Here is a 21048-nt window from a genome sequence, read left to right on the forward strand (position 1 = left end):
ACGACGTTATATTGAAGTTGGTTCACAATCTTTCTCTTCCTTCCACTTATGAACCGCTACTTTTGCATTTTCCAAGTCTCTTTGCAGGATAGCTTGACTTGAGCGATGTAATTGTACGAGATAAACCACCGTCCAGACGAACAACGAGCAATAAACAGCTATTGTATTCTGTGGTTCGGGAAATTCAGTCAGTTTGAAGATAAAAAAGACGATTGTTCCTACTGTAAACCACCAACTAAGAAAATGAACCAATTGTCTGTCGTGTTTGTCAGAACGAACGACGAAACCCTGCTTCGGAACCATACAACAGAATATCAGTGAGATCATAATTGATGTAGCTGGCGCAAGCAGAAAACGAGGCGATTGTAACTGCCAGGCTACGATAAGTCCCAAAATAGTAGTGACTAAAATGATAGGGACTAAGATCTTAGCCCATCTTTTGCGTGTAATTAATAGTTCATCGGGTCCGGGTGTTGGAATTTTATCAGGATTGTGGTCCCGAAGTGGTAGTGCAATTTTCGAACAGAACAGATTCCAATTTTGTTGAACAGATTCAGGTAAAGTACTCTGAAAGTAGCGAATCAGCCAGAGCTGTTCGTCGTGCTCAAAGTTATCGAGATTGATTGAAATATTATCCGTTAGGCTCTTTAGTGTAATACCTCCTTTATTGCCCAATTTCCAGTGGACCTGTTTGACATTGGAAAGGTCGATCGCTTTTTTTAAAATCATTCCCTGATGAATGATCGTTTTATGTTGAATCGTCAGAGATTCGTATTTGTAAGCGAGAATCATCCAGAGAGAAGCAATGGACAAGAATGAAAAAAGTATTAACATAAAAACAGCACCGTATAATCTTCGGTCAGGTGGTGCATCAATCCACATACCGTATGCAGAGCCAATACCAGCTAACAGGAAGAAAATGAGGTATAATATTCCCTGATTGCGATATTTCTTCCTTACCCGGAATTCTCTAAAAGCGATCGCACTCTCTGCAATTTCAGTGAAAAGAGGATCATAGTCGTTCATTGCCGCTCAGTACTTTGTTCAATGAAGTATACCGTTTGAAATAGTTCTATCATTTCAAACGAACTACGAACAGCTCTGGTTCAAAAAGTATAATGATAATTATATTTTTGCTCTGTCTGGCATCAAATGCATTTTCAGTGAGAAAGGTGATGGGACGGTTTTTTCCTGAATCCGTGCAGAAATTCGATATTGGAGAGGAATATTTCATGCTCTCATTGAATCATATTATGTGACTTATCTTGAATAGTCACAGCTATGATTCATTGAGGTAAATCATGAACCTGGTCAAAAGCAGCTCCGAATTTCTTGTTCAATCATATAATCAGATTAGAAATTCTTGTGCATTATCTGGTAGACACATTCTGGCTTTATGTCTTATTCTCCTGTTACTGGGGCTCGTTGGGTGTAGCTACTTTTATGATCTGCATCTCGAGGGGGAGTTGCTGTCCGGTCCAGCAAAGACTCCGGTTTCCGGAGCCACAGTAACTTTATATTCAGGGACTCACGATTATGGTAGTTGTACCACTGATAAAGAAGGAAAATGGGAGTTGACAGAATCCATTCATGACAGCGCATTCAGAAAAGATAGAGATGGAAAATATCGACTGCATGTCAACGCTGGTAGTTCTTTACGCATTCGTATTATCACGAACAAGAAAGCATATATCTTTCCCTGTCCGCGAGTCGCCATTCCTGAGTCCGGTTCAGATATCTATGCTTTTGTGCTAACTGTTCTTGAGGTTGAACCGGAACTTCAACAAGGAAATGTAGAAAAGGAGATTGAACCTTAGTCCGTTGCGATACATAACAAAATTGATTCACGTTTCAATGTTCTGAACGCTTTCAGGACCCGTTTCCCACTGCTGCACCGCTTGTTTTGCTTTTTCTAAGTCTTTCAAATGATCGATACGATAAGATCGATATAGTCTCCAGTAGATTACTGGCGTCCAAAGTGCCATCACAATAAATCCAGGAAATTCGCCGAATAAACCTGGGGGATTTAGTAACTCTAGAATGATAAAGATGATCAAGCAAATACAACTCCACCAAGTGATGAATTTCCATAACTTAACGAATTCTTTGTCCGCACTAATTCGTTGGGTGGGCTCCCCTTTTTTGTCGGTAGAGTAACGCATCAACAACCAAATTATGATTGTTGGGATGGGGATAAGTAAGTGACGAGGTGATAGAAAAATCCAGGCCGCGATAATGCCACCAATGGTAAAAAGAAAAATAAATGGCAGACATAACCAATCCCACCGACGACGTGTTAATAAAATTTCACTTGGTCCAGGATCACGAATGGCCTTCGGCTTAGGATCGCGCAGTGGAATCGCGATCCGTAGGCAAAACAGATCCCAATTCTGCTGAACGGATTCGGGTAGATGACTTTGGAAATATTGAATCAACCAGAGTCTTTCTTCTTTCTCTAAGTACATCAGATTAATGGTTCCTGTTTCAATCAATGTCTTTAAGGTCAGTGCACCATGAGAGGTCAGTCTCCAGCGCGCCTGAATAACATTCGACAGGTTAATCTCTTTTTGGGAAAATACCCCCTTTACGAGAACAGTTTCGTTTTGAATTGTGGTCGAACTAAACTGACAGATAAGGGTTCCCCAAAGCATCATGCCAGGCATAATCGAACATAACAGCGTAAAGGCAATGACAGCATTTATCTTCTGAGCCGGGTGAGCCACAAGCCACATACTATATGTGAAACCGATTCCCATCAGTGTGAAGATGACTAAGGACAAGAGATAGTCATTGCGATCGCTTTTCTTCGGCCGAAATACTCTGAAACCCTCGTCGTTTTCAGTGATTTCTGATGTCGTCGGTTCGTTGCCTTTCACTATAGCTCTTTACCTTGTTCGATTTAGAATCAATGGCGAAGAATAGCCTCAAGGTTTTGAACGTAAAAAGCAAAATTTAGGATCACATGAAAATCAACTATCACCAAAAAAATGTCAATAGCTCGCTAACCCATTTACTTCTTAAAAAGAAAGCGTTTGTGAGTTTTGTGCTTTTCGTAGTAGTAAAAATACTTAGAGTTAAGATAGTGAGGGAAAAGTGAGAGTAATCGAAATGTAAACTCATTCACCTTTCGGAACGCCGTTGATCGTCCAATAAATCTCTTCTCGAAACGTTTCACCCTGATCGTCTTCCAATTTGAGTTTTAAATGAACCTGATTCACGGGTTTGAGATCGGGCACTGTTAATTTCACACTTTTGCCATCCTCAGAAAGTGTCGCTTTTGTCAAGTTTATCTTTTCTTTGCCTGGTCGATCTGTTGTGGGAGAAAACATGTCCGACCCATAGGCGGGACGCCAGTGGTAGTTCCAGTGTTCGGCGAGATAAGATTCGAGATTAGTTGCTACTGCAGGATCAAGTGGGAAATTGAATTTAATCCGCAATCCGTCTGATTCTACCTGACAGTCTGTAACCATCGAAAGCGGTTTGCCTGTATAGCGCAGACGTTGCACACCCTGGTCGAGCAGCCCTCGTCGGCCGCCACCGTTCCAGCCATCCAGCCCGACTGCATAAACTTGTCCGTCTGCTGGATTCACACGTGCCCTGTGAATACCAGTGCTAAAATCAAAAGGTAATTTGATGATTGCCGCCTGACTGACATCGTTCAAATCTTGTAACATTAAATAATAGAGCCAGCCTTTGCCGAAGCTGGTATGGAGTAACCGACCCGAGAGTGGCCCCCACCGCGGGTCATCGATCCACAACTGACCGCCTGAGGAATTGTCAAAACTTTGAGGCATCCAGATGATCGGTTGATCAAATTTTTTCGGCGGAACTACTTTGCGATGATCAATGCGCCCTCCATCCGGTGCCCAGTTCTTTCCGCCCGAGTGAGTTTGCACATAACCATAAAAACCACCCGGTTTCACCAGACTGATTTTGGAAGCAGGCATCCAACTCCCTTGATTGTCGCTGACGGTCATGCGGTTGTCAGGTAAAATTCCCATACCGTTTGGTGTGCGAAATCCTGTGCAATATACTTTTCGTTGTTTTCCGTCCGGAGAGACCTTGATCACTGCACCCGGCAATGCATAGCTTGTGTACTGACCACATTTCGCGTAATAAAAATTACCTTGAGTATCGGTGTGTAAATCGAAATTGAAAGCATGGAAAAATCGAGAGACATCGGTATCGGCTGAAAAACTTTCATAGAAGTCGGCTTCACCATCGTTGTTCAGATCGTGCAGACGTGTTAGCCGATCTTTACAGGTGACATAGATAGTGCCGTCTACCACTTTCACACCAAATGGTTCATACAGGCCGCCAGCAAAACGTTTCCATTTGAGGTTTAATAAATCCTGATCAATTCCAGAGACAGTCCAGATATCACCACCATGAGTAGAAATGACCATGCGGCCATCGGGAAAGAAATCGAGTGCCGAAGTACGAAACCACGTATTCCAGCGGGTCGATTCAGGAATACTGAGCGTGTCGAGCGCATAAGCGCCGCGTTCTAAACCGGGATAACCGACTGTGTTTAAAACTTCAGACCAGTTGGCTGGCCCTCCGGTGATCAATGATTTTGGATCGACAAGCTCATTGGCTTGTTCCACATATTCTTGTAGAGATTCTAAATCGTCAACGCCTATTCCGGCAAAGCAAATGACATCGACTATGCGAGACTTATTATCAGCAGGAATATTCAATACTAACCGTTGTTTTTGATCGACGTTCCAGGTAATCCCGCTCGCATTTCCCACCACAGCTGATGCGGTAAAGTGACCAAGTTGATTCCCTTGTGAACCACCGCTGATGGCGATCGTCTTTGCAGCAGAGCCCTGTTTCAGATTGGGACGTTTTACATTACCGGCCAATATACCAGAGAAACGTGATTCGCTATTCTCTGGTGTAGCTGTTGCCAGAACTAATGCCTTTCCTGGCCCGATGCGTAACGTATGACGTACTGATGTTTCTTTGGCAACCGCTTGGGGCAATTCGAGAATTTCACGATCATCAATTTTGTAAGAGAGCACCAGTTGATTGCCGTGCAGATAATGTCCCCGGTAGTCAAGCCATTTTTGAGGTAGCGGCCCACGCGGTAGCAGATCTTTTTTAGAGTAATCTAGAGAGCCATCATGACCCCACTGCCAGCCGGCTAATTCATTCAAAACATCACCCTCTGGGTGCGGAACACCTTCACCGCGGCCTCGGATATGTTGTGTCGCTTTTAAATTGAGAAAGCCACCTTTCCAGATGCCCGCTTGATTCATTGAGTGCAGATCGTATGAAATGGTCGTTTCATCATCCAGTTTTACTGTCAAGGCACTGGTTGTGATGCGACCCAGTTGAGAGGCCAGCGCGGGACCAAAGTCGCGTTCGATCTTGAGATCAAATTCACCCGATCCCGTTCCTTTGGGCAGGCTCTTCAGGTATTCGGGCGTCACTTCCTTGTAAGCCGGATTATTTGGTTCCATAAACTCTTCACGAATATAATGCACAACCTGATAGCGTTCTTTGGGGCTGAGATGTTGCATCGGCCCCATCAAGCCATTACCTTTGGAAAGTGTGAGAAACATGCGATACGGGTCTGCACCGAATTTCAGAGGCTGAGTGCCAAATGCCCGCGCTGTAGGCAGCGAGGGTTTGTTTCCATCCATGCCATGACAGTTTTTACACAAACCGTGATAGATGCGTTCTCCAGCTTCAAAATCTCGTTCCTTCATGCGACGCAGGATGCCTGCATGGTCCAGATTTTTAGCGTCATCTTTGACGATCAATTCTTCAGCCGATGGTTTCAGTTCAGCAGCGCGTTTTGCACCACCACGGGCCACATTGAAGACATAGCTGGCTAAATCGTAAAACTCTCCCTGATTTTTCAGCGTTCCAACTAACCCTTCGGGCATCATTGATTTCTTGCCGATCGTTTTTTCATCGATCTCGTTCTTAGGAATGATGATTTCTTTTTCCAGATTCGTGGCATCGCGTAATACCAATGAATCTTTTCGATCCTGGGCTACCAATCCTGAAACCAGTTTTCCCTCGTCTGTGATAATTGTGACCGTTTCGAATCCCTTTTTGATCTTTTTTGAAGGAAAGAGAATGGATTCGATCAGATATTCATCGGTCAGTTCTTTATCAGTCTTTGTCAGGTCAGGCCCCAGAGGAGACGAATCCTTTCCGCTTTCATGACATTTAATACAAGCGGCGACCGACTTATAAAACACCAGAGCACCCCGCTTGGGATTTCCACGACGTCGTGCTTCCTTTGCCAATAGTCCGAGATCAGCCTGTTTGAGTTGTTGTTCCAACTGATTCGTTCGTTGTTGTGCTTCGGCAGGCTTTATTAATGATCCAAGTAGAATAAATATTACCCAGACAGAAAACAGAATAAATTTCATTGAAAGACTTTCATCAGAGGAATTTCGCAATGTATTTATTATGGCTTATGATTGCTTTATCTTAAAAGACTCTTTTTTTACATACAAGAATCGATGCTTTATAGAAAGAGGGTCACATAAAATTATAAGACCTCTATTGTGAACTCACTACGTAGACTTAACAATACACATGTATTGAATACTTTGAATATGGAAATAGACTCACGCTATAAATTAACCTTGTTAAGCCATTGAATCGGAATTCCGAACTGTGAATACAGAAATATCACTTCCTCAGAATATCCCCGTGCTCATCGTCGGGGCAGGACCAACTGGTTTATCGCTGGCGGTCGAATTGGCCAGAAGGCAGATTGATTGTCTGTTGGTCGACCGTCGGCCAGAACCGCTACCTCTGGATCGTGCTACGGTCATTCACAGTCGATCTTTAGAGGTTTTGGAATCGATGGGTATTCTTGAGTCGTTTCTGCAACGTGGGCACATCATGCACGGTTTCAATCTTTTTGCTTACGGGCAGAAAATTGCGACAGTCAAGTTTGATAGTTTAGATTGCCGCCATCCCTATGACCTTAATCTCTCTGAGAATGAAACCGAGGACATTTTAACAAATCGTTTGATTGAACTGGGAGGAGCCGTTACCCGAGGATGGGAACTGAGCAAGATTGAACAAACTGAAACAGAGGTAAAGGCTTCGTTGCGGGCCACAGATGGAACAGAGCACACAGTTACTTCTAATTGGTTAGTGGGCGCAGATGGCATTCATAGCAGAGTGCGCGAAGCGATTGGTATCGAAATCGCCGGACACCGTTATCCGGTCCAATGGGGAGTCATCGATGGTCATCTGAAGAATTGGCAGCATGAACCTGATTTGGCGGCGATTCAACTGGAAAATCCTGCACTGAATCCGGTCCCACTTCCCGAGGGGCGATGGCGGGTTTATTTTCGTGCTGATGATAATACAGGATCAGCAGAGATTCTCGAAAGTATTAATCAGGGCCTTGATCAACTCTCTCCCGGCGCATCACTGGTCGAGCCTGATCAGTCGATGTTGTACCACGCGCATTGTCAATTGAGTGGCCATTACCGTTCTAATCGTGTATTGCTTGCCGGTGATGCTGCCCATGCATGCAGTCCCATCGAAGGGCATGGGATGAATACGGGAATCCAGGACTCTTTTAACTTGGGATGGAAATTAGCACTTGTCGCAAATGGGAAAGCCAACAAGAATTTACTCGATAGCTATGAGCTTGAACGCAGACCTGTTGCTGCTGCAGTGGCAGCAACAGGAGACGCTGCAGAAGAACTAAGGGATGTTCCCAACGATCCAACAGCCGTCGAACGTGTGAAACGGACCTTTTGCGCCATACTCTGTTCTTCACGTGGTCAAAATCAGGTTGCCCTTGATGAATCCGAATTAGAATTTCATTACCGTGACAGTCCCATAGTGAGTGGATATCATTCTGCGGGTCGCGAAGCACAACAAAAATGGCTTGGGGTTCTCCCCGGTGATCGAATACCTGACGCTGGACCTCTTGAAATGAGAGCAGACAAGACTGAGATAAGACTGAATCAGCTTAGCCAGACTGAAGGGCATGTCCTGTTATGGATGAGTGCTGATCAATCAGATATTCCCGAGAGAGGCGAATTCGAAACGGCCATGCAGCCAATAGGCGGCTCATTTTGGATTATCTCAACGACACCACCACCCGATACAATTTCACTATCAACTATGATGGATCACTGGTTGTACGACATTGATGGTGACGTACACGCGCGGCTTGGTGTCATTGATCCGACACTGTTTGTGATTCGGCCTGACGGTCATGTTGCGTTTCGCTCTGAGCCACCTGATTTAGCGAATGTTTCCTGCTTTATTGATGAGCTTCTGACTCAAGGTCGGCTCTCTTAATGAGAGAATCAACTTCCGGTCATTGTATTCAAGCACCTTTATTTTGACGTTCATTGTGTGTGAACTGGTTCTTATAGAAATCCATTTTGAGCCAAAAATGCATAGGAACTCCAGGGACGGAAAGAATCCGATCGATTGAATGAAAGGTCAGGATAACCGGTCGAGCGTATTGCGATATAGGTTGCGATTTTGGGGCTTAATCCGACCAGAGAGATCAAATCATTTTGTAGCCTGAAAGGGTCTGAGACAGGTGAAAGGTCAATTTGTTGATTGATCATTGCAAGACAAAGGTTTTGAATCTGTCCAAATTGTTCAGGAGGTATGTCTAGATCTCTGATTCGTTCCAACAAGTGCTCTGCGTGGGGAAAGACAAAAGACAAACTGGAACAAGGTAGAGAGTTCAACTCGACTTTTTCACACATCGTGCGCATCAGTTTCGTAGCCAATTCGGCTTTCATTGACTGTTGTAAAATGGATCGGACTGACATTTGAAAAGGAGAAAGTGTCCCTACTAAACGTACTCCCTTTTGAAAACGCTTTTCGAAAGTGGAATTAGCAAAATGCTGTTGTAAAAGTAGTGGGTTTGCAGCCACATCCGTAAACAGTCGAGTTTGAGTGACTAAATCACGGATGTTGCAACCTGGTAATGATCGATAAGAGATTGATAATTCAAAACAGTGCTCCAGCGTAAGATGTCGCACCTTCAGAAGCAGTATTTCATCTTCAATTTTCATTAGTTTTGAATAAACATGATCCTCAAGTGTTTCGACATTCTCTACTAACTCATTTTTGAGAAGTTGGCAGACTTGATGCCAGGGGTAGGGTGGACGGTACGCAATCTTCAATCGAATACTTGACCAGATACCAGATTCTTTGTTTGCCTTGTTGCGAATTTGAGTGGGAGTGGAGCCAAAATCTTTTTTAATATGAGCATTGAAAGTTCTGATACTTTGAAATCCCGCATCAAAGGCGATTCGCGTGAGTGGGAGTGAAGTCTGCTCAATTAATTGTTTCGCCAGGTGTAACCTTCGAGTTTGTGCCCATGACTTTGGTGGGATTCCCAGATGACGAGTGAATTGCCGCCTGAGATGTCGCGCTGTAATTCCCAGTTGTTGCGCGAGTGAATCAATGCATGCTTCGTCAAGAAATCCGTTTTCTATCAAATGGAGAGCGCGCCGGATTTGCTCTGGAATATCAGCGGATTGAAAATGGAGTGGAGCCAACTCGGGTTTACAGCGCTTACAGGCACGAAACCCCTCGCGTTCTGCAGCTGTGGCTGTCAAAAAGAATCGAACATTCTCTCGTTTTGGCGTTTTGGCAGGACAAATCGGACGACAGTAAATCGAAGTCGACTTCACACCGAGGAAGAATACACCGTCAAATCGTTGGTCACGACTTTGATAGGCTAAATACCAAATATCTTCCTCGTTCATCGGTCTAACCTCAGTGTCGCCCGATTGGGTTGTCCGGCTCTGCTGGCTCAATCATTCAGGAGGCTGCCAATTGATTGTTCTTTAAAACCCATATTATACTTTAAATTATCAGCTTCACCACCGGGTACCCAAATCACAATGGCTTTTACTGGCTCATCGCCGACTACCGAGTGAATAATTTTATCTCCGGCGTGAACAATTCCTACTTGACCGGGTTCGATCACGTATTTTTTTCCATTAACAGTATGACCGAGTTTGCCAGAAATGACATAAAAAATTTCTGTGCTTTTATGGACATGTTCCAGACCCTGCACTGCTTGTTCTGATTGAGGAACTTTAGGAAGGTACAGTTCTGCAACTTCCACATCAGCATTTCCATAGTTATCGCGTTCAACCAAAGTTTTCAGAAATGCATCTTTTTTTACCAGCCAGCGAACACCTTTACCAACAGGTTGATATTTCAAACCTGCTTTCGTTGTCGCCGAGTTGCTTTCAGATGCAGGTTCATCTCCTTTAAGTAACGGTAGAGTCACCAGACCAGCGAGAACAGTTACCGTAATCAGACTTGAATTCATTCGCATTTTGAGCTCCTTAACTTAGTACGAATTTGTTGGTTAGTTAATGGTAACTATATGCTTCGTACGAACAGGAGACTGGCAGAATTCGGACATCAAAGTGAGGTAGGTTAAAAATGAAAATAGAACTTGCAGAGATTTTCACTCACAATTGAGTTGAGATTTGAATGATCAGAAAAGAGTCAAATTTGGCGCTTCGATAGAGAGGGCATATGTCCTGTTATCTTAATAAAACCACACAAGATAGTTACTGCTTGAGAGGGTCTGGTGTTCATTGCGAACAGGACAAATTTGTAATTTATGGTCTACAAAATGAAATTCGTTAAAGCTCACTTTTAAAAGATAATTCACATAATCGACTGATCTTCCCGAAATCGATCCACATGAATATTCGGCCGACTTGATTGCAAAAAAGTGCCAGGAACTTCTTGTTGACCGGTGAAGCGACCTGGATTATCGCTCTCGGAAAACGAAAATCGGTCGCCCCAAGGAAGTACACCATGAAAGTCTTAAATCGGCTCCTGGCACTATTTTTTTAACACACAACAATTTTATGTCGCAGGAACCCGAACTTTGGGTTTTTCTGGATTGAGTCTACCTTTGATGCGATAGAGAGCCGCCTTTTGTTCTTCTGCATCGACGACACCATCTTTATTGGAGTCAAGAGTTAGAAAGAGGCGTTGGAGTTGTCTGGGAACCTCTGTACGACTTACGGCAGTATCTTTATTTTGATCTAACATTGTGAAGATATCCGCAGTCAGTCCCAAGCCAGTGACGTTGGAGCGACCACTTAATATTCTGGCACGATCGACGATTGCTAATTGCTCCTGACGATTCAGAATCCCATCTCCATTGATATCAGCACTCGTCATGCGAGGAACAAGCTGAGAGGGTACTTCATTCCGTGCGATTACACCATCACGGTTTTGATCGATTCGAGCCATCAATTCAGTGAGTTCTTCGATAGCGTCAACTCCGTCATCTCCATTTTGGTTACCACCACCGCGTCGCATTTGATTTCCACCACCGGCTCCCTGTTGCCCCCGTTGGCATTGACCGCCTCCACGTTGGCCACCTCCGGCACCTTGCTGGGCTCCGCCACCTGGTGGGCCACCACCTCTTGGACCTCGGCCTCCTCCACGTTGGGCATAAGCATCACTGGCGAAGATCGTCAGCGCAAACATTGTGAGCATAAAACCAGCTTTTCGCATCGGTAGGTTCCCCCTTTTTGGACGACAATTGTTTTACTACGAAATGACAGTTGGCCCACTTAAGTTAAAGAGTGCCTTTGAAACGATGTCGCTTACTGGCAACCTGAACTTTGCTATTGAGAGTTAAGAAGGTCTGAATGCAATAATAACAACAGGATGATCGATCTGTATGTCTTTGCTGAATCAAGCGTTATGAAATACAGCAATATCGATCACGGATATGTCTCTTATTAGAAACGTATACCTCCATCAGATTGCTACAGATTATTTGAATAAAAAGGGGCTTGATAAAAATATCAATCAGACAAAATGAGATACGCATTTGAATACTAATTCATGAATCTACGTCAAATGGTAACTCGAGCGTCCTCGTACAAACTTTCGGCTCAAAAAAGAAGAATATCGAGAAAAGAAATCACAACTGCTGTCAATTTTATTTTTGTGCTTTGGCGATCGCATCTTTCATGGCTTGCTTCGAATCTACAGCAAATTGCTTCTGCTTTCTACGTACATAAGGATAAGCCAATTTTGATAGCAACTGGTTGGGGCGAGAGAATGCCAGGATGTCATACCAAACGGAATCATCTTCAGGATGCCATTCCACTTGAAATCGTTCTTCACCTGATTCAGCATGTTCCGGCAGCGTTCCATAGGCAACAGCAAATCGATGAACTGGTTCTGTTTCCTCAATGACATAAACTACACGACACGCATTGAGTACCCAGAGTCCCAATGCGTGTGCCAGAACACCAACCGTTTGACCGGGCTCAGTGATGGTGTCTAAGCGATGAAGTTCAATCCAATCAAATTGGAACTGATTCCAGTCAGACACTGCCTGTTTAGCGACCTCAAAAATTGCTTTGCCTTTTCCCAGGCAAACACGGTTGTGATCGACCACAAATCCGGAGGGAGAGTCTTCATGCTTTGTGGACCCAACCATCGAATAAGTAAAGTCGAACCCAGCTTGTGATACAATGAAGTCATTGATTTGTTGAGAGCTTGGCTTTTTTAAAAGATACATTTGCTTTCAAACATAGCAAAAGTTCGGATTCGATTTATAATCATTTTTTCTATTCATGTAGCAGAATATCAAGAGTCAGGTGAGAAGGGCAATACTTTTGCTCTACCCTCTTCGACGATGAGCAAGGAAGACTCAGGCACTGCCTTCCAATGTTTAGTGAGATCATCCAGCGGCTCAGATACCACAATGATTGCATCACTCGGCAAAGCATCATACGTCCCATCAATATCATGTAAGGCACCCAGATGGCAACTGTGATATAGTGTCCGAGATTGTTGGTTGCTGGAGTACCGCACGGCCCACAATCGTTCTCCATCCGTCGTACAAGCGCTGAAGAAAATGGGCTCCTGAATGCCAGCTGCTGTGCGGGTTTGTTCGACATGCCCGATCATCCTGGCCAGGGCCGTTGGGGGATCGTCTCTCAGCCCGAATGTGATCGCCAGAAAGAATAAAATCTCTGAATCTGTTGATCCTTCCAGATAAGGAAACAATTCAGGATCAATATCAAATAGTAATTGGCGCTTAAGAGAACGAAAATCGGGCACGGAACCGTTATGCTGAAACAACCAGTTTTCGAAGGAGAAGGGGTGGCAGTTGGTTTTCTGTACCGGGGTTCCGGTTGCGGCACGAATATGTGCCAGAAAGAGCCCCGAACGAACATGCTCTGCCAAATGCAGAAAGTTCGTGTCATTCCAGGCGGGATGGGTATCACGATAAACGCCTGGTGTGGGATCTTCTCCGTACCAGCCGACCCCAAATCCATCACCATTCAAACTCTCAATATTTTGAGTTGCGTGGCGGCTTTGGTCAATCAGCGAATGATTTGGACGCGTTAACAAGGCACTCAACTTCAGCGGCGAACCAGAATACGCAAGCCAACGACACATAAGGAACACTTTCTGTAAATGTGATTAGAAGATTGTGAGTTTTTGCATTTTTCTACGATCATGAACACGATTCTTAGATGACGAGTTCAGGGAGTTCCTCGACTTTTTCTAGAATGCATGTAGGTGAAGCTTTAGATAACTCAGCATAATCTCCAAAACCCCATAGGACGCCAATTGATCGTAAATTATTTTTATGTGCTGAATTGATGTCGATTGACCTGTCACCTATCATGATAGCCTCTTTATCAATGGCATTAGCTTTTCTTAAATCAGCTAATTGAGAACTCTTTGCGATACCAATATCTCCACCATTAACAAAAGCAAAATAATCTATTAACTTGAAGTGAGACAATATATTTTCCGCATAGTCTTTACGCTTTGATGTGCAGATCCCGAGAGTGATACCGGCATTGCGAAGTAGTTCAAGTACAGCAGGGATACCAGGATATAATTTGTTTTCGGAATATCCAACATCTGAATATCTTTCTCGATAGGTAGCGATGAGTTTGTTAATTTCTGATGACGTAATTCCAGGTGATAGCTTTAGGAAAGTTTCATCTAGCGGAGGGCCAATTTCCTGTTTTATGAACTTTTCAGGTACAGGCTGCAATCCGTGCAATTCCAAAGCATGATTAAAACAGCGTGCGATCCCTAAACTAGGGTCACTAATTGTTCCATCTAAATCTAGAATAAGAGTATTACAGTTGAGCTTCATAATTATGTTTGTCATTTACTATTCTGATTTCGGTTTTTGGAAAATTTGTCATTTAAAATTTCTTCGAACTCTCAACCGTTAAATGGTATTCATCTTCCAATGCAAGAGTTTCTGGTACCCAGCGGATGTCATTGAGCCAGGCTACAATGTATGGCTCTATTTTTTTTGTGTCGCGAAATCGAGCTGCCCATGCAAACGCGCCTATCAGCCAGAAGATGCCGGCAAATAACGCAACCAACTCAGCATTAAAGTAGGCGAAGACCAAAAAAGCGATTAACAGTCCAACCAGTCCCACAAGTCCGAGTTTGCGTTTCATGCTGGCGGCTGCTTGTGCAGACTGAAATTCACTATGGCATTTCTGGCAGAGCAAGAGCGGAAATGCTGTTTCCTGCCAGAATTCTTCTGCAGCGGCAGCCACAAGCTTAACTCCACCGTTTAAAGTCGGGCGGATGCCTCCATCGTGGTCCATATGTCGCTCAATTAACACACTTAAAGTGATGGGAACTGCAAATGTGGCATCTGCATCTTCACAATGATGGCATAAACCATCAAACGGAGGTTCACCCAGTTCAAGAGTGCGTCGAATTTTTTCAATCGGACGCATCATTGGATATTTGTCACCAGAAGACTCTTGAAGTGTGATGGTGTCTGGTACCATCACACTTTTATGACAGGAGTGGCATGCTTTTTCTGTACCTGCCTCATACAATTCGACCCGCACACGTTTACCACAGTCACATTCGACAAAATACTTTTCTGCCATCTTGTTCTTTCTTGCAAGTACAACGATATGGCCTGATTTTATACGTTCCGAAGACCGGCATGAGCTACTGATATATTGCAGAGATGATTCTAATTGAGTGGTCGTTTGTGAGCAATAAATACTCACGGAAATATAAATTACAATTAAGGTTATCCCACTATAAACTAATAAATTTTTTCGCAAACATACCTACTAGGCTGATAGGGGGATTGAATAAATTAAGACGATTCTTCATTAGACATCAATGGGTTTAGTCTGTTATAGTCAGAATGAAGCGAACCATACCGGTTTCAGCTCTGTTGCTATTTCAGTGCTCTTAATTAAGGAAGTTCATCACATCATGAGTCTACTTTTTTTGCGCAGTTTGCGACTGGTTGCTGTCAGTTGTCTGACGTTGTTTTTTCTCTCGATGTCCACTGTCAATGCAACTATTCAAGCCGAAAAGCAACAGCCTAATATCGTAGTATTTCTAGTAGATGATATGGGTGTGATGGACACTTCGGTTCCTTTTCTGACTGATGCAAAGGGCAAACCTAAACGATATCCGCTCAATGATTTTTATGTTACCCCCAGTATGGAACGTTTGGCAAAGCAGGGGATTCGGTTCAATAATTTCTATGCAATGAGTGTTTGTTCGCCCACACGCATTTCCATAATGACAGGGCAGAATGCGGCCCGACATCATGCAACAAATTGGATCAATCCTTCCAAAAATAACCGGGGCCCACAGGGACCGCCTGAGTGGAATTGGGAAGGGCTAAAGAAAAACGATATCACATTGGCTCGGCTACTACAAAAAAAAGGCTATCATACGATACACGTGGGGAAAGGCCACTTTGGAGCGCGTGATTTTCCTGGGGCGAATCCTAGTAATCTGGGTTTCGATGTTAATATTGCCGGCGCCTCGTTTGGCGCACCTGGCAGTTATTATGGGACAAAGAATTATGGCCTTGGCACAAAAAGAGCACATCATGCGGTTCCTCATTTGGATAAATACCACGGTACCGAGACCTTCCTCACTGAAGCACTCACATTGGAAACTAAGACAGCACTGGCTGATGTTGTGAAGACGAATAAGCCGTTCTTTCTCTATATGGCACATTACGCAGTCCATGCACCCTTCGATTCTGATCCGCGTTTCGCCGACCATTATAAAAAATCGGGCAAGCCAGCCCGCGCACAAGCGTTTGCCACCTTGATTGAGGGCATGGATAAATCATTGGGCGACATTCTGGATCAACTCGATGCACTCGGCGTTTCCGAAAATACGCTCATCTTTTTCCTGGGAGATAATGGCTCTGACGCACCACTGGGACATCAGCACGCTGTTGCCTGTGCTGCCCCGTTACGTGGTAAAAAAGGCGCACATTATGAAGGGGGGATGCGCGTGCCTTTCATTGCAGCCTGGGCAAAGCCGAATCCAGACAATGCAAATCAGAAGCGACTGCCGATTCCCGCAGATATAATCCAGACGCAAACTGCGGCCGTTCAGGACCTGTTCCCAACGATCCTTAAATTTACAGGAGTTGATGTACCGGATAACCATATCGTTGATGGAGTACAGCTCGATACATTATTGACGGGCAAGCCTGATACCTCACGGGAAGAAATCTTTCTGATGCACTACCCTCATTCGCCGCATCGCAGTAATTACTTCACCAGTTACCGAAATGGTGACTGGAAAGTGATCTATCATTATGTCCCTTCGAAAGATTCCGAAGGTTCTCATTATCAGCTTTATCAGCTCGCAGAAGATCCTTTCGAACAGCATAACCTGGCTACCGCAAAACCTAAACAACTTCGAAAAATGATGCAGGAATTGATAGCGAGTATGGAAGAGCATCAGGCACTCTATCCTGTGGAAAAAGCGAGCACTAAGCCTTTAAAACCGAAACTGCCCTGATTATGAAGTGAGTAAATTATTTCGGTGAAACTCTGAAAATTCGATTTAAGTAAACTCTTGTTACAAAGTATTTTGTAGCAAAAGTTGAGTGCGTAAGCGTTTTATTTCATCTCAATTTCACCTCGGTCTCCAGCCATGAGGACTACTCCTGTAACGGTTTTCCGTTAATATGAGTGGTAGGTCCTCAATTTCTTTGAAGTCTTCGATAAATGAATGATGTGGTGAAGATCATGGCTTTTCAAATTTCCAGGATTAACTGGCTCATTGTTATGATGCTCGTGATACTTTATCCCAAACTTGGTTTGCGCGCGGATGATGGAGAAGCAACTTCGTCGAATCCAGATTCTGGTGTTGCGTCGAATGTCGCGTTCACTAAAGACAAACCAAAGATGACACAAGTTCGAGAAGCGATTAAACGTAGTGTTCCCTACATTGAAGAAAAGGGACTTTGGTGGATCGAGAAGAAAAAGTGTGTCTCCTGTCACAGAGTCGGTACGATGCTCTGGAGCCTTCGTGAAGCGAAACGAAACGGTTTTAAGATGAGCGAGAAGCTGGATGAATGGTTCAATTGGGCGACTGATGCCTCTCTCTCCAAAAATGACAAAGGAAAACTGGTTGGTCTGGGAAACAGGGAAGGTGTGGTTCAGATTCTATTTAGCTTCGATCAAAATAATCCTGATCCTGGTCAAAGTGAAACACGGAAAAAGTTGATTGCCTTATTGAATGAAGGGCAGCAGCCTGAAGGTTCGTGGAAGCCTGGTGGACAACTCCCATCTCAAAAGCGATCAAAGTCTGAAACAATGAGTGTCACAACTATGTGGCTGACATTGGCATTGCTCTTGGAGGAGAACAATAAGGACACTCAAGTTGTTGAACAGGCTCTGAAATATATCGAAACAAGTTCTCCTGGAAAAAGCGTTGAATGGTATGTGCTGAGATTGTTACTCGCAGAAGAAAGAAAAGAGACCGGCTTGCGAGATCAGATTCTGAACAAACTCCTCAGTCAACAAAAACCCGATGGCGGCTGGGGTTGGATTGTGGATGAAGAAAGTGATGCATTGGGAACAGGAATGGCTCTCTATGCATTACTCCGCGCAGGACTGAAGCGTCAAGATACTGCAATCAAACGTGCTCAACAGTTTCTTATTAGCACACAACGCAAAGATGGTTCATGGCCGGTACGCGGTACGAAAGAGAAGAAAAAAGATCGTGTGCAAGAAACGGCTGTTTTTTGGGGCACAACGTGGGCTGTCATCGGGTTGGTAGAGAGTCTTCCACTACAGTCGAAATAGTCTTGTCTATCTTTCGAAGCTATAGATATGCACGTGCAATTCATTCCAGCCTGAGCAAACTCTGGAAACAAAGATTACTAAGAAATAATGATCCTGACGCGTTCGAAATGCGTTGATCGTGTATCGAATGTGGATTCAGAGAATAGAACCCTGAGTCTGAAAGCAGCCAAATTGTTTTCCAGGAGTGAAATTATGAAAAAGCAGTTAGCCAGAATCTCGATTTTGCAGTCCAGTAAGATCATTACAGCACTTTATGTCTTGTTTGGGTTCATTTACACCCTTGTTGGGATTCCTATGGTCATCTTAGGAAGTGGTGAGATTCAAATCATTGGGATCATTTACTCGTTTGGTCCGTTATTAATGGGTATAGTGGGGTTTATCTTTTTTGTCATCTTTGCATGGATTTACAACTTATTAGCCATTTGGCTTGGTGGCATCGAATTCGAATTTAAGAACATTGAATAAAAGATTGAATCTTAATTTCAATAATTCGTTTCAGAAACGATTGCGCATTTAAGCATCACGATGGAACTCAGTCTTATTCAAATCAATTCGTGAATTAATTCACGTTCTTCGACAATATACTGGGGGCGCCCATTCGGGTCAGTGAATGTGATGTTGTTTGCATCAATTCCAAGCTGGTGATAGACAGTATGGAAGATATGCTGCAACTTCACAGGCCGTTCCTGGGGGAATTCACCGAGGCGGTTGGTTTTACCAATAGCCTGACCATGCTGCATGCCACCACCGGCGATAAAGAAGAACCCGGCTCGGTTCCAATGATCACGTCCCGCATTTCGATTGACGCGTGGTGTACGACCAAACTCACCCGACATCATAATAATCGTGTCGTCAAGACGCCCAGTACGCTCCAGATCAGTTATTAATGCAGAAAGCGCTTTACCTAAAGGAGGGAGTTGTTTTCTCATACTGTCAAAATTCTTGCCATGAGTATCCCAGCTACCAAAATTTAAAGACACACAACGTACACCGGCTTCAAGTAATCGACGGGCTTTCAAAAATGATTCATTGGAACGTGAATAGCGGTCTCTACTAATCCCATACATTTCTTTGGTTCGGGGATCCTCGTTTTTTGTTTCGAGAGCGTCTGCCAGTTTTCCCGAAGTGATAATTCCCATTGCCCGTTCTGTGAAACTGTCAATGGCATTCATGCGCCCACTGGCGTCCATTGCTCGCTTGATCCCGTCCAAGTCCTTTAGTAATTGAGCACGGTCATCCAGCCGCTCGCGTGTCACTCTGCGATCAAGTATCAAATTACCACGTGCACGGGAATTGGGACGAAATGCGGAGTGCATCGGACCGAGGAAACCGGGCCTCGTACTACCGCTTAAATCGAGATTTGTAGGTGCAGCTCCTTCTGGTGTTACTTGAGCTGGTCCCAGGATTTTCGACATGACTGAACCTATGCCGGGGCGACCACCGATATTTTTCAGTGAGTTCACAGACCAACCCGAATCTGACTGACGTGCGTTGTGTTCATTCTTAAAGTTTTCCACAGAACGAATAATCGAAAACTGATTGCCAACTGTTGCCAGCTCAGGCATTAACTCACAAATTTCCAAGCCAGGCGAGTTGGTTTTGATGGGCAGAAATTCCCCCCGGAATTCTGAGGGAGCCTGTGGCTTGAGATCGAAGGTGTCCATATGAGTGGGGCCACCGTTCAGGAAAATGTTGATGACCGATTTTCCTGTTGCCTTACCGTTTGACTGCGATTCCGCCCTCAGAAGTTGTGGCAGCGTGAGGCCACCAAAGGTGAGTGCGCCAATTTGAAGAAAACCACGACGAGAGAGACCGTCACAACACTGATATTGATGACCGGGGAGTATCAACATGAGTTCTCCTTCCAAATTGTGCGTTTTGCATGCTGGAATGAACTCCAGGATAGGGAGTTCCTAATGCAGCTTGAATTGTGTGATGATTCAGTCGACAAATCAATAGGAGTTTATGTATTCTACCACAATTTGAGCAGAGTGATTGAAGATGAAGATGTCCAAAATGCTTCACTAAACTTAGCTTTGAATGCATCTTATTAAAGTAAAGCGGTAACAAAGTGCTTCCCTATCCAATGATATGATATCAGCAAATTAATGTTGCCAGCTGAATTCGGGAGAGAATCCTATGAGCTTTCGAGCCTTTTCAATGCTGATCACACTTGCCCTTCCAGGTAGTGGATGGCGAATCTCCGTCTTTGGTAAGAATTTCTGAATTAAAGATGCCGTGTTAGTGTCGAATCGAATATCTTCAGCAGCAATATACATCGCTTCGTGACCGGCTGTAGATGCTTCGAGTGCTTGACAACAAGCCTTTGCGGCGTCACGTACATCAACATAAGGCCAATGAGTGTATTGCACTAGTGAATCGAGTGTGGGGGTAGGCCAGGGTAACGCATTGTATCCATCAGTCTGAATGACATTCATGATGCGTAAACTGACTACTGGTATCCCTGTTCGACGGCTGAATGCAGACATCGTTTCTTCGCCTACTACTTTGGAAAGTCCATATGCTTCGAGGGGTGTAAGAGGGTGAGTTTCATCAACGGGAACATATTCAGGTTGAAAGGCTGTCGCGTCTTCATGCCATCCGAGGACAAAGACAGATGAAGCAAATACGATTCGCTTAAGACCATGTATGGCAGCCGCCTCAGCAACGTTCCAGGTACTGACTACATTTGTTCGAAACGTATCCGCTTCGGGTTGTGCGAGCGGCCCTGGTACGGCACCAAGATGAATCACGCCGTCTGCACCAGCTAAGGCATCGCAAACAGCAGTACGGTCGGTTAAGTCAACATGCATGAACTGCACGTCATTATTCTCAGCAGCAGTAACATCAAGCGAGAGTATTTCGTAATTTCCTTTCGACAATGCTTTGATCACTTCGCGTCCCAATCGCCCTGAACCACCGGTGACCAGAACTCGTTTCATTGTTGGTC

Annotated in this window: 17 protein-coding genes; 5 read left to right on the top strand and 12 right to left on the bottom strand. The window is 44.3% G+C overall.

All coding sequences use genetic code 11. The annotated features are described in order from the left end of the window. Positions 1–6: 6 nt before the first annotated feature. Positions 7–1026: a hypothetical protein gene (locus V144x_RS11055; protein ID WP_144985221.1), complete on the bottom strand. Its 1020-nt coding sequence runs from the start codon at positions 1024–1026 to the stop codon at positions 7–9. Between the two features lie 275 nt (positions 1027–1301). Between V144x_RS11055 and V144x_RS11060 the strand changes: the two genes are divergently transcribed. Next, positions 1302–1817, top strand: coding sequence for a hypothetical protein (locus tag V144x_RS11060; RefSeq protein WP_144985222.1), 516 nt, complete (start codon positions 1302–1304; stop codon positions 1815–1817). Positions 1818–1844: 27 nt separating this feature from the next. Here V144x_RS11060 and V144x_RS11065 read toward each other — a convergent pair whose 3' ends face one another. Next, entirely contained in the window at positions 1845–2876 is a 1032-nt protein-coding gene (locus V144x_RS11065; protein WP_144985223.1) for a hypothetical protein, read from the bottom strand. A 240-nt stretch (positions 2877–3116) separates the two neighbouring features. Further along, positions 3117–6392, bottom strand: a complete 3276-nt coding sequence (locus V144x_RS11070; protein ID WP_144985224.1) for a DUF6797 domain-containing protein — start codon at positions 6390–6392, stop codon at positions 3117–3119. A gap of 250 nt (positions 6393–6642) precedes the next feature. Between V144x_RS11070 and V144x_RS11075 the strand changes: the two genes are divergently transcribed. Then, positions 6643–8298: an FAD-dependent monooxygenase gene (locus tag V144x_RS11075; protein ID WP_197998867.1), complete on the top strand. Its 1656-nt coding sequence runs from the start codon at positions 6643–6645 to the stop codon at positions 8296–8298. Between the two features lie 71 nt (positions 8299–8369). On the opposite strand, the gene V144x_RS11080 is transcribed toward V144x_RS11075, so the two are convergent. The 7 genes from V144x_RS11080 to V144x_RS11110 form a co-directional block, all read right to left on the bottom strand. After that, complete coding sequence (locus tag V144x_RS11080; protein ID WP_144985226.1) at positions 8370–9731, bottom strand: DNA-3-methyladenine glycosylase 2 family protein; 1362 nt, start codon at positions 9729–9731, stop codon at positions 8370–8372. A gap of 47 nt (positions 9732–9778) precedes the next feature. Next, positions 9779–10312, bottom strand: a complete 534-nt coding sequence (locus tag V144x_RS11085; protein ID WP_144985227.1) for a cupin domain-containing protein — start codon at positions 10310–10312, stop codon at positions 9779–9781. 545 nt (positions 10313–10857) lie between these two features. After that, positions 10858–11517, bottom strand: coding sequence for an EF-hand domain-containing protein (locus V144x_RS11090; protein WP_144985228.1), 660 nt, complete (start codon positions 11515–11517; stop codon positions 10858–10860). Positions 11518–11950: 433 nt separating this feature from the next. After that, the gene (locus V144x_RS11095; RefSeq protein WP_197998868.1) at positions 11951–12538 is read right to left on the bottom strand and encodes a DUF1990 family protein; all 588 of its coding nucleotides are present in this window, start codon (positions 12536–12538) and stop codon (positions 11951–11953) included. A 68-nt stretch (positions 12539–12606) separates the two neighbouring features. Beyond that, positions 12607–13425: a class II glutamine amidotransferase gene (locus V144x_RS11100; protein ID WP_144985229.1), complete on the bottom strand. Its 819-nt coding sequence runs from the start codon at positions 13423–13425 to the stop codon at positions 12607–12609. 73 nt (positions 13426–13498) lie between these two features. After that, positions 13499–14155: an HAD-IA family hydrolase gene (locus V144x_RS11105; protein WP_144985230.1), complete on the bottom strand. Its 657-nt coding sequence runs from the start codon at positions 14153–14155 to the stop codon at positions 13499–13501. 37 nt (positions 14156–14192) lie between these two features. Continuing rightward, a complete protein-coding gene (locus V144x_RS11110; RefSeq protein ID WP_144985231.1) occupies positions 14193–14903 on the bottom strand; it encodes a hypothetical protein in 711 nt (236 codons plus the stop codon). A gap of 340 nt (positions 14904–15243) precedes the next feature. On the opposite strand from V144x_RS11110, the gene V144x_RS11115 reads away from it, so the two are divergent. The 3 genes from V144x_RS11115 (at position 15244) to V144x_RS11125 (ending at position 18563) form a co-directional block, all read left to right on the top strand. Further along, positions 15244–16806, top strand: coding sequence for a sulfatase (locus V144x_RS11115; protein WP_144985232.1), 1563 nt, complete (start codon positions 15244–15246; stop codon positions 16804–16806). Between the two features lie 230 nt (positions 16807–17036). Further along, a complete protein-coding gene (locus tag V144x_RS11120) occupies positions 17037–18098 on the top strand; it encodes a prenyltransferase/squalene oxidase repeat-containing protein (RefSeq protein ID WP_197998869.1) in 1062 nt (353 codons plus the stop codon). A gap of 192 nt (positions 18099–18290) precedes the next feature. After that, complete coding sequence (locus V144x_RS11125; protein WP_144985234.1) at positions 18291–18563, top strand: hypothetical protein; 273 nt, start codon at positions 18291–18293, stop codon at positions 18561–18563. Between the two features lie 77 nt (positions 18564–18640). On the opposite strand, the gene V144x_RS11130 is transcribed toward V144x_RS11125, so the two are convergent. Both V144x_RS11130 and V144x_RS11135 read right to left on the bottom strand, forming a co-directional pair. Continuing rightward, positions 18641–19951 carry a DUF1501 domain-containing protein gene (locus V144x_RS11130; RefSeq protein ID WP_144985235.1) on the bottom strand — a complete coding sequence of 437 codons (1311 nt, stop codon included), beginning with the start codon at positions 19949–19951 and terminating at the stop codon, positions 18641–18643. Positions 19952–20203: 252 nt separating this feature from the next. Beyond that, positions 20204–21040, bottom strand: a complete 837-nt coding sequence (locus tag V144x_RS11135; RefSeq protein WP_144985236.1) for an NAD-dependent epimerase/dehydratase family protein — start codon at positions 21038–21040, stop codon at positions 20204–20206. Positions 21041–21048 lie beyond the last annotated feature (8 nt).

Origin of the sequence: Gimesia aquarii (genome assembly GCF_007748195.1) — a bacterium.
In the GTDB taxonomy this organism is placed as follows: Bacteria; Planctomycetota; Planctomycetia; order Planctomycetales; family Planctomycetaceae; genus Gimesia; species Gimesia aquarii.

What these genes read in the sequence shown, in the direction of transcription:
- V144x_RS11105 (WP_144985230.1), bottom strand. Translation starts at nt 14,155, where the DNA reads ATGACAAACATAATTATGAAGCTCAACTGTAATACTCTTATTCTAGAT.
- V144x_RS11135 (WP_144985236.1), bottom strand. Translation starts at nt 21,040, where the DNA reads ATGAAACGAGTTCTGGTCACCGGTGGTTCAGGGCGATTGGGACGCGAA.
- V144x_RS11125 (WP_144985234.1), top strand. Translation starts at nt 18,291, where the DNA reads ATGAAAAAGCAGTTAGCCAGAATCTCGATTTTGCAGTCCAGTAAGATC.
- V144x_RS11120 (WP_197998869.1), top strand. Translation starts at nt 17,037, where the DNA reads ATGGCTTTTCAAATTTCCAGGATTAACTGGCTCATTGTTATGATGCTC.
- V144x_RS11095 (WP_197998868.1), bottom strand. Translation starts at nt 12,538, where the DNA reads ATGTATCTTTTAAAAAAGCCAAGCTCTCAACAAATCAATGACTTCATT.
- V144x_RS11100 (WP_144985229.1), bottom strand. Translation starts at nt 13,425, where the DNA reads ATGTGTCGTTGGCTTGCGTATTCTGGTTCGCCGCTGAAGTTGAGTGCC.
- V144x_RS11110 (WP_144985231.1), bottom strand. Translation starts at nt 14,903, where the DNA reads ATGGCAGAAAAGTATTTTGTCGAATGTGACTGTGGTAAACGTGTGCGG.
- V144x_RS11130 (WP_144985235.1), bottom strand. Translation starts at nt 19,951, where the DNA reads ATGTTGATACTCCCCGGTCATCAATATCAGTGTTGTGACGGTCTCTCT.
- V144x_RS11080 (WP_144985226.1), bottom strand. Translation starts at nt 9,731, where the DNA reads ATGAACGAGGAAGATATTTGGTATTTAGCCTATCAAAGTCGTGACCAA.
- V144x_RS11090 (WP_144985228.1), bottom strand. Translation starts at nt 11,517, where the DNA reads ATGCGAAAAGCTGGTTTTATGCTCACAATGTTTGCGCTGACGATCTTC.
- V144x_RS11060 (WP_144985222.1), top strand. Translation starts at nt 1,302, where the DNA reads ATGAACCTGGTCAAAAGCAGCTCCGAATTTCTTGTTCAATCATATAAT.
- V144x_RS11115 (WP_144985232.1), top strand. Translation starts at nt 15,244, where the DNA reads ATGAGTCTACTTTTTTTGCGCAGTTTGCGACTGGTTGCTGTCAGTTGT.
- V144x_RS11070 (WP_144985224.1), bottom strand. Translation starts at nt 6,392, where the DNA reads ATGAAATTTATTCTGTTTTCTGTCTGGGTAATATTTATTCTACTTGGA.
- V144x_RS11055 (WP_144985221.1), bottom strand. Translation starts at nt 1,026, where the DNA reads ATGAACGACTATGATCCTCTTTTCACTGAAATTGCAGAGAGTGCGATC.
- V144x_RS11085 (WP_144985227.1), bottom strand. Translation starts at nt 10,312, where the DNA reads ATGCGAATGAATTCAAGTCTGATTACGGTAACTGTTCTCGCTGGTCTG.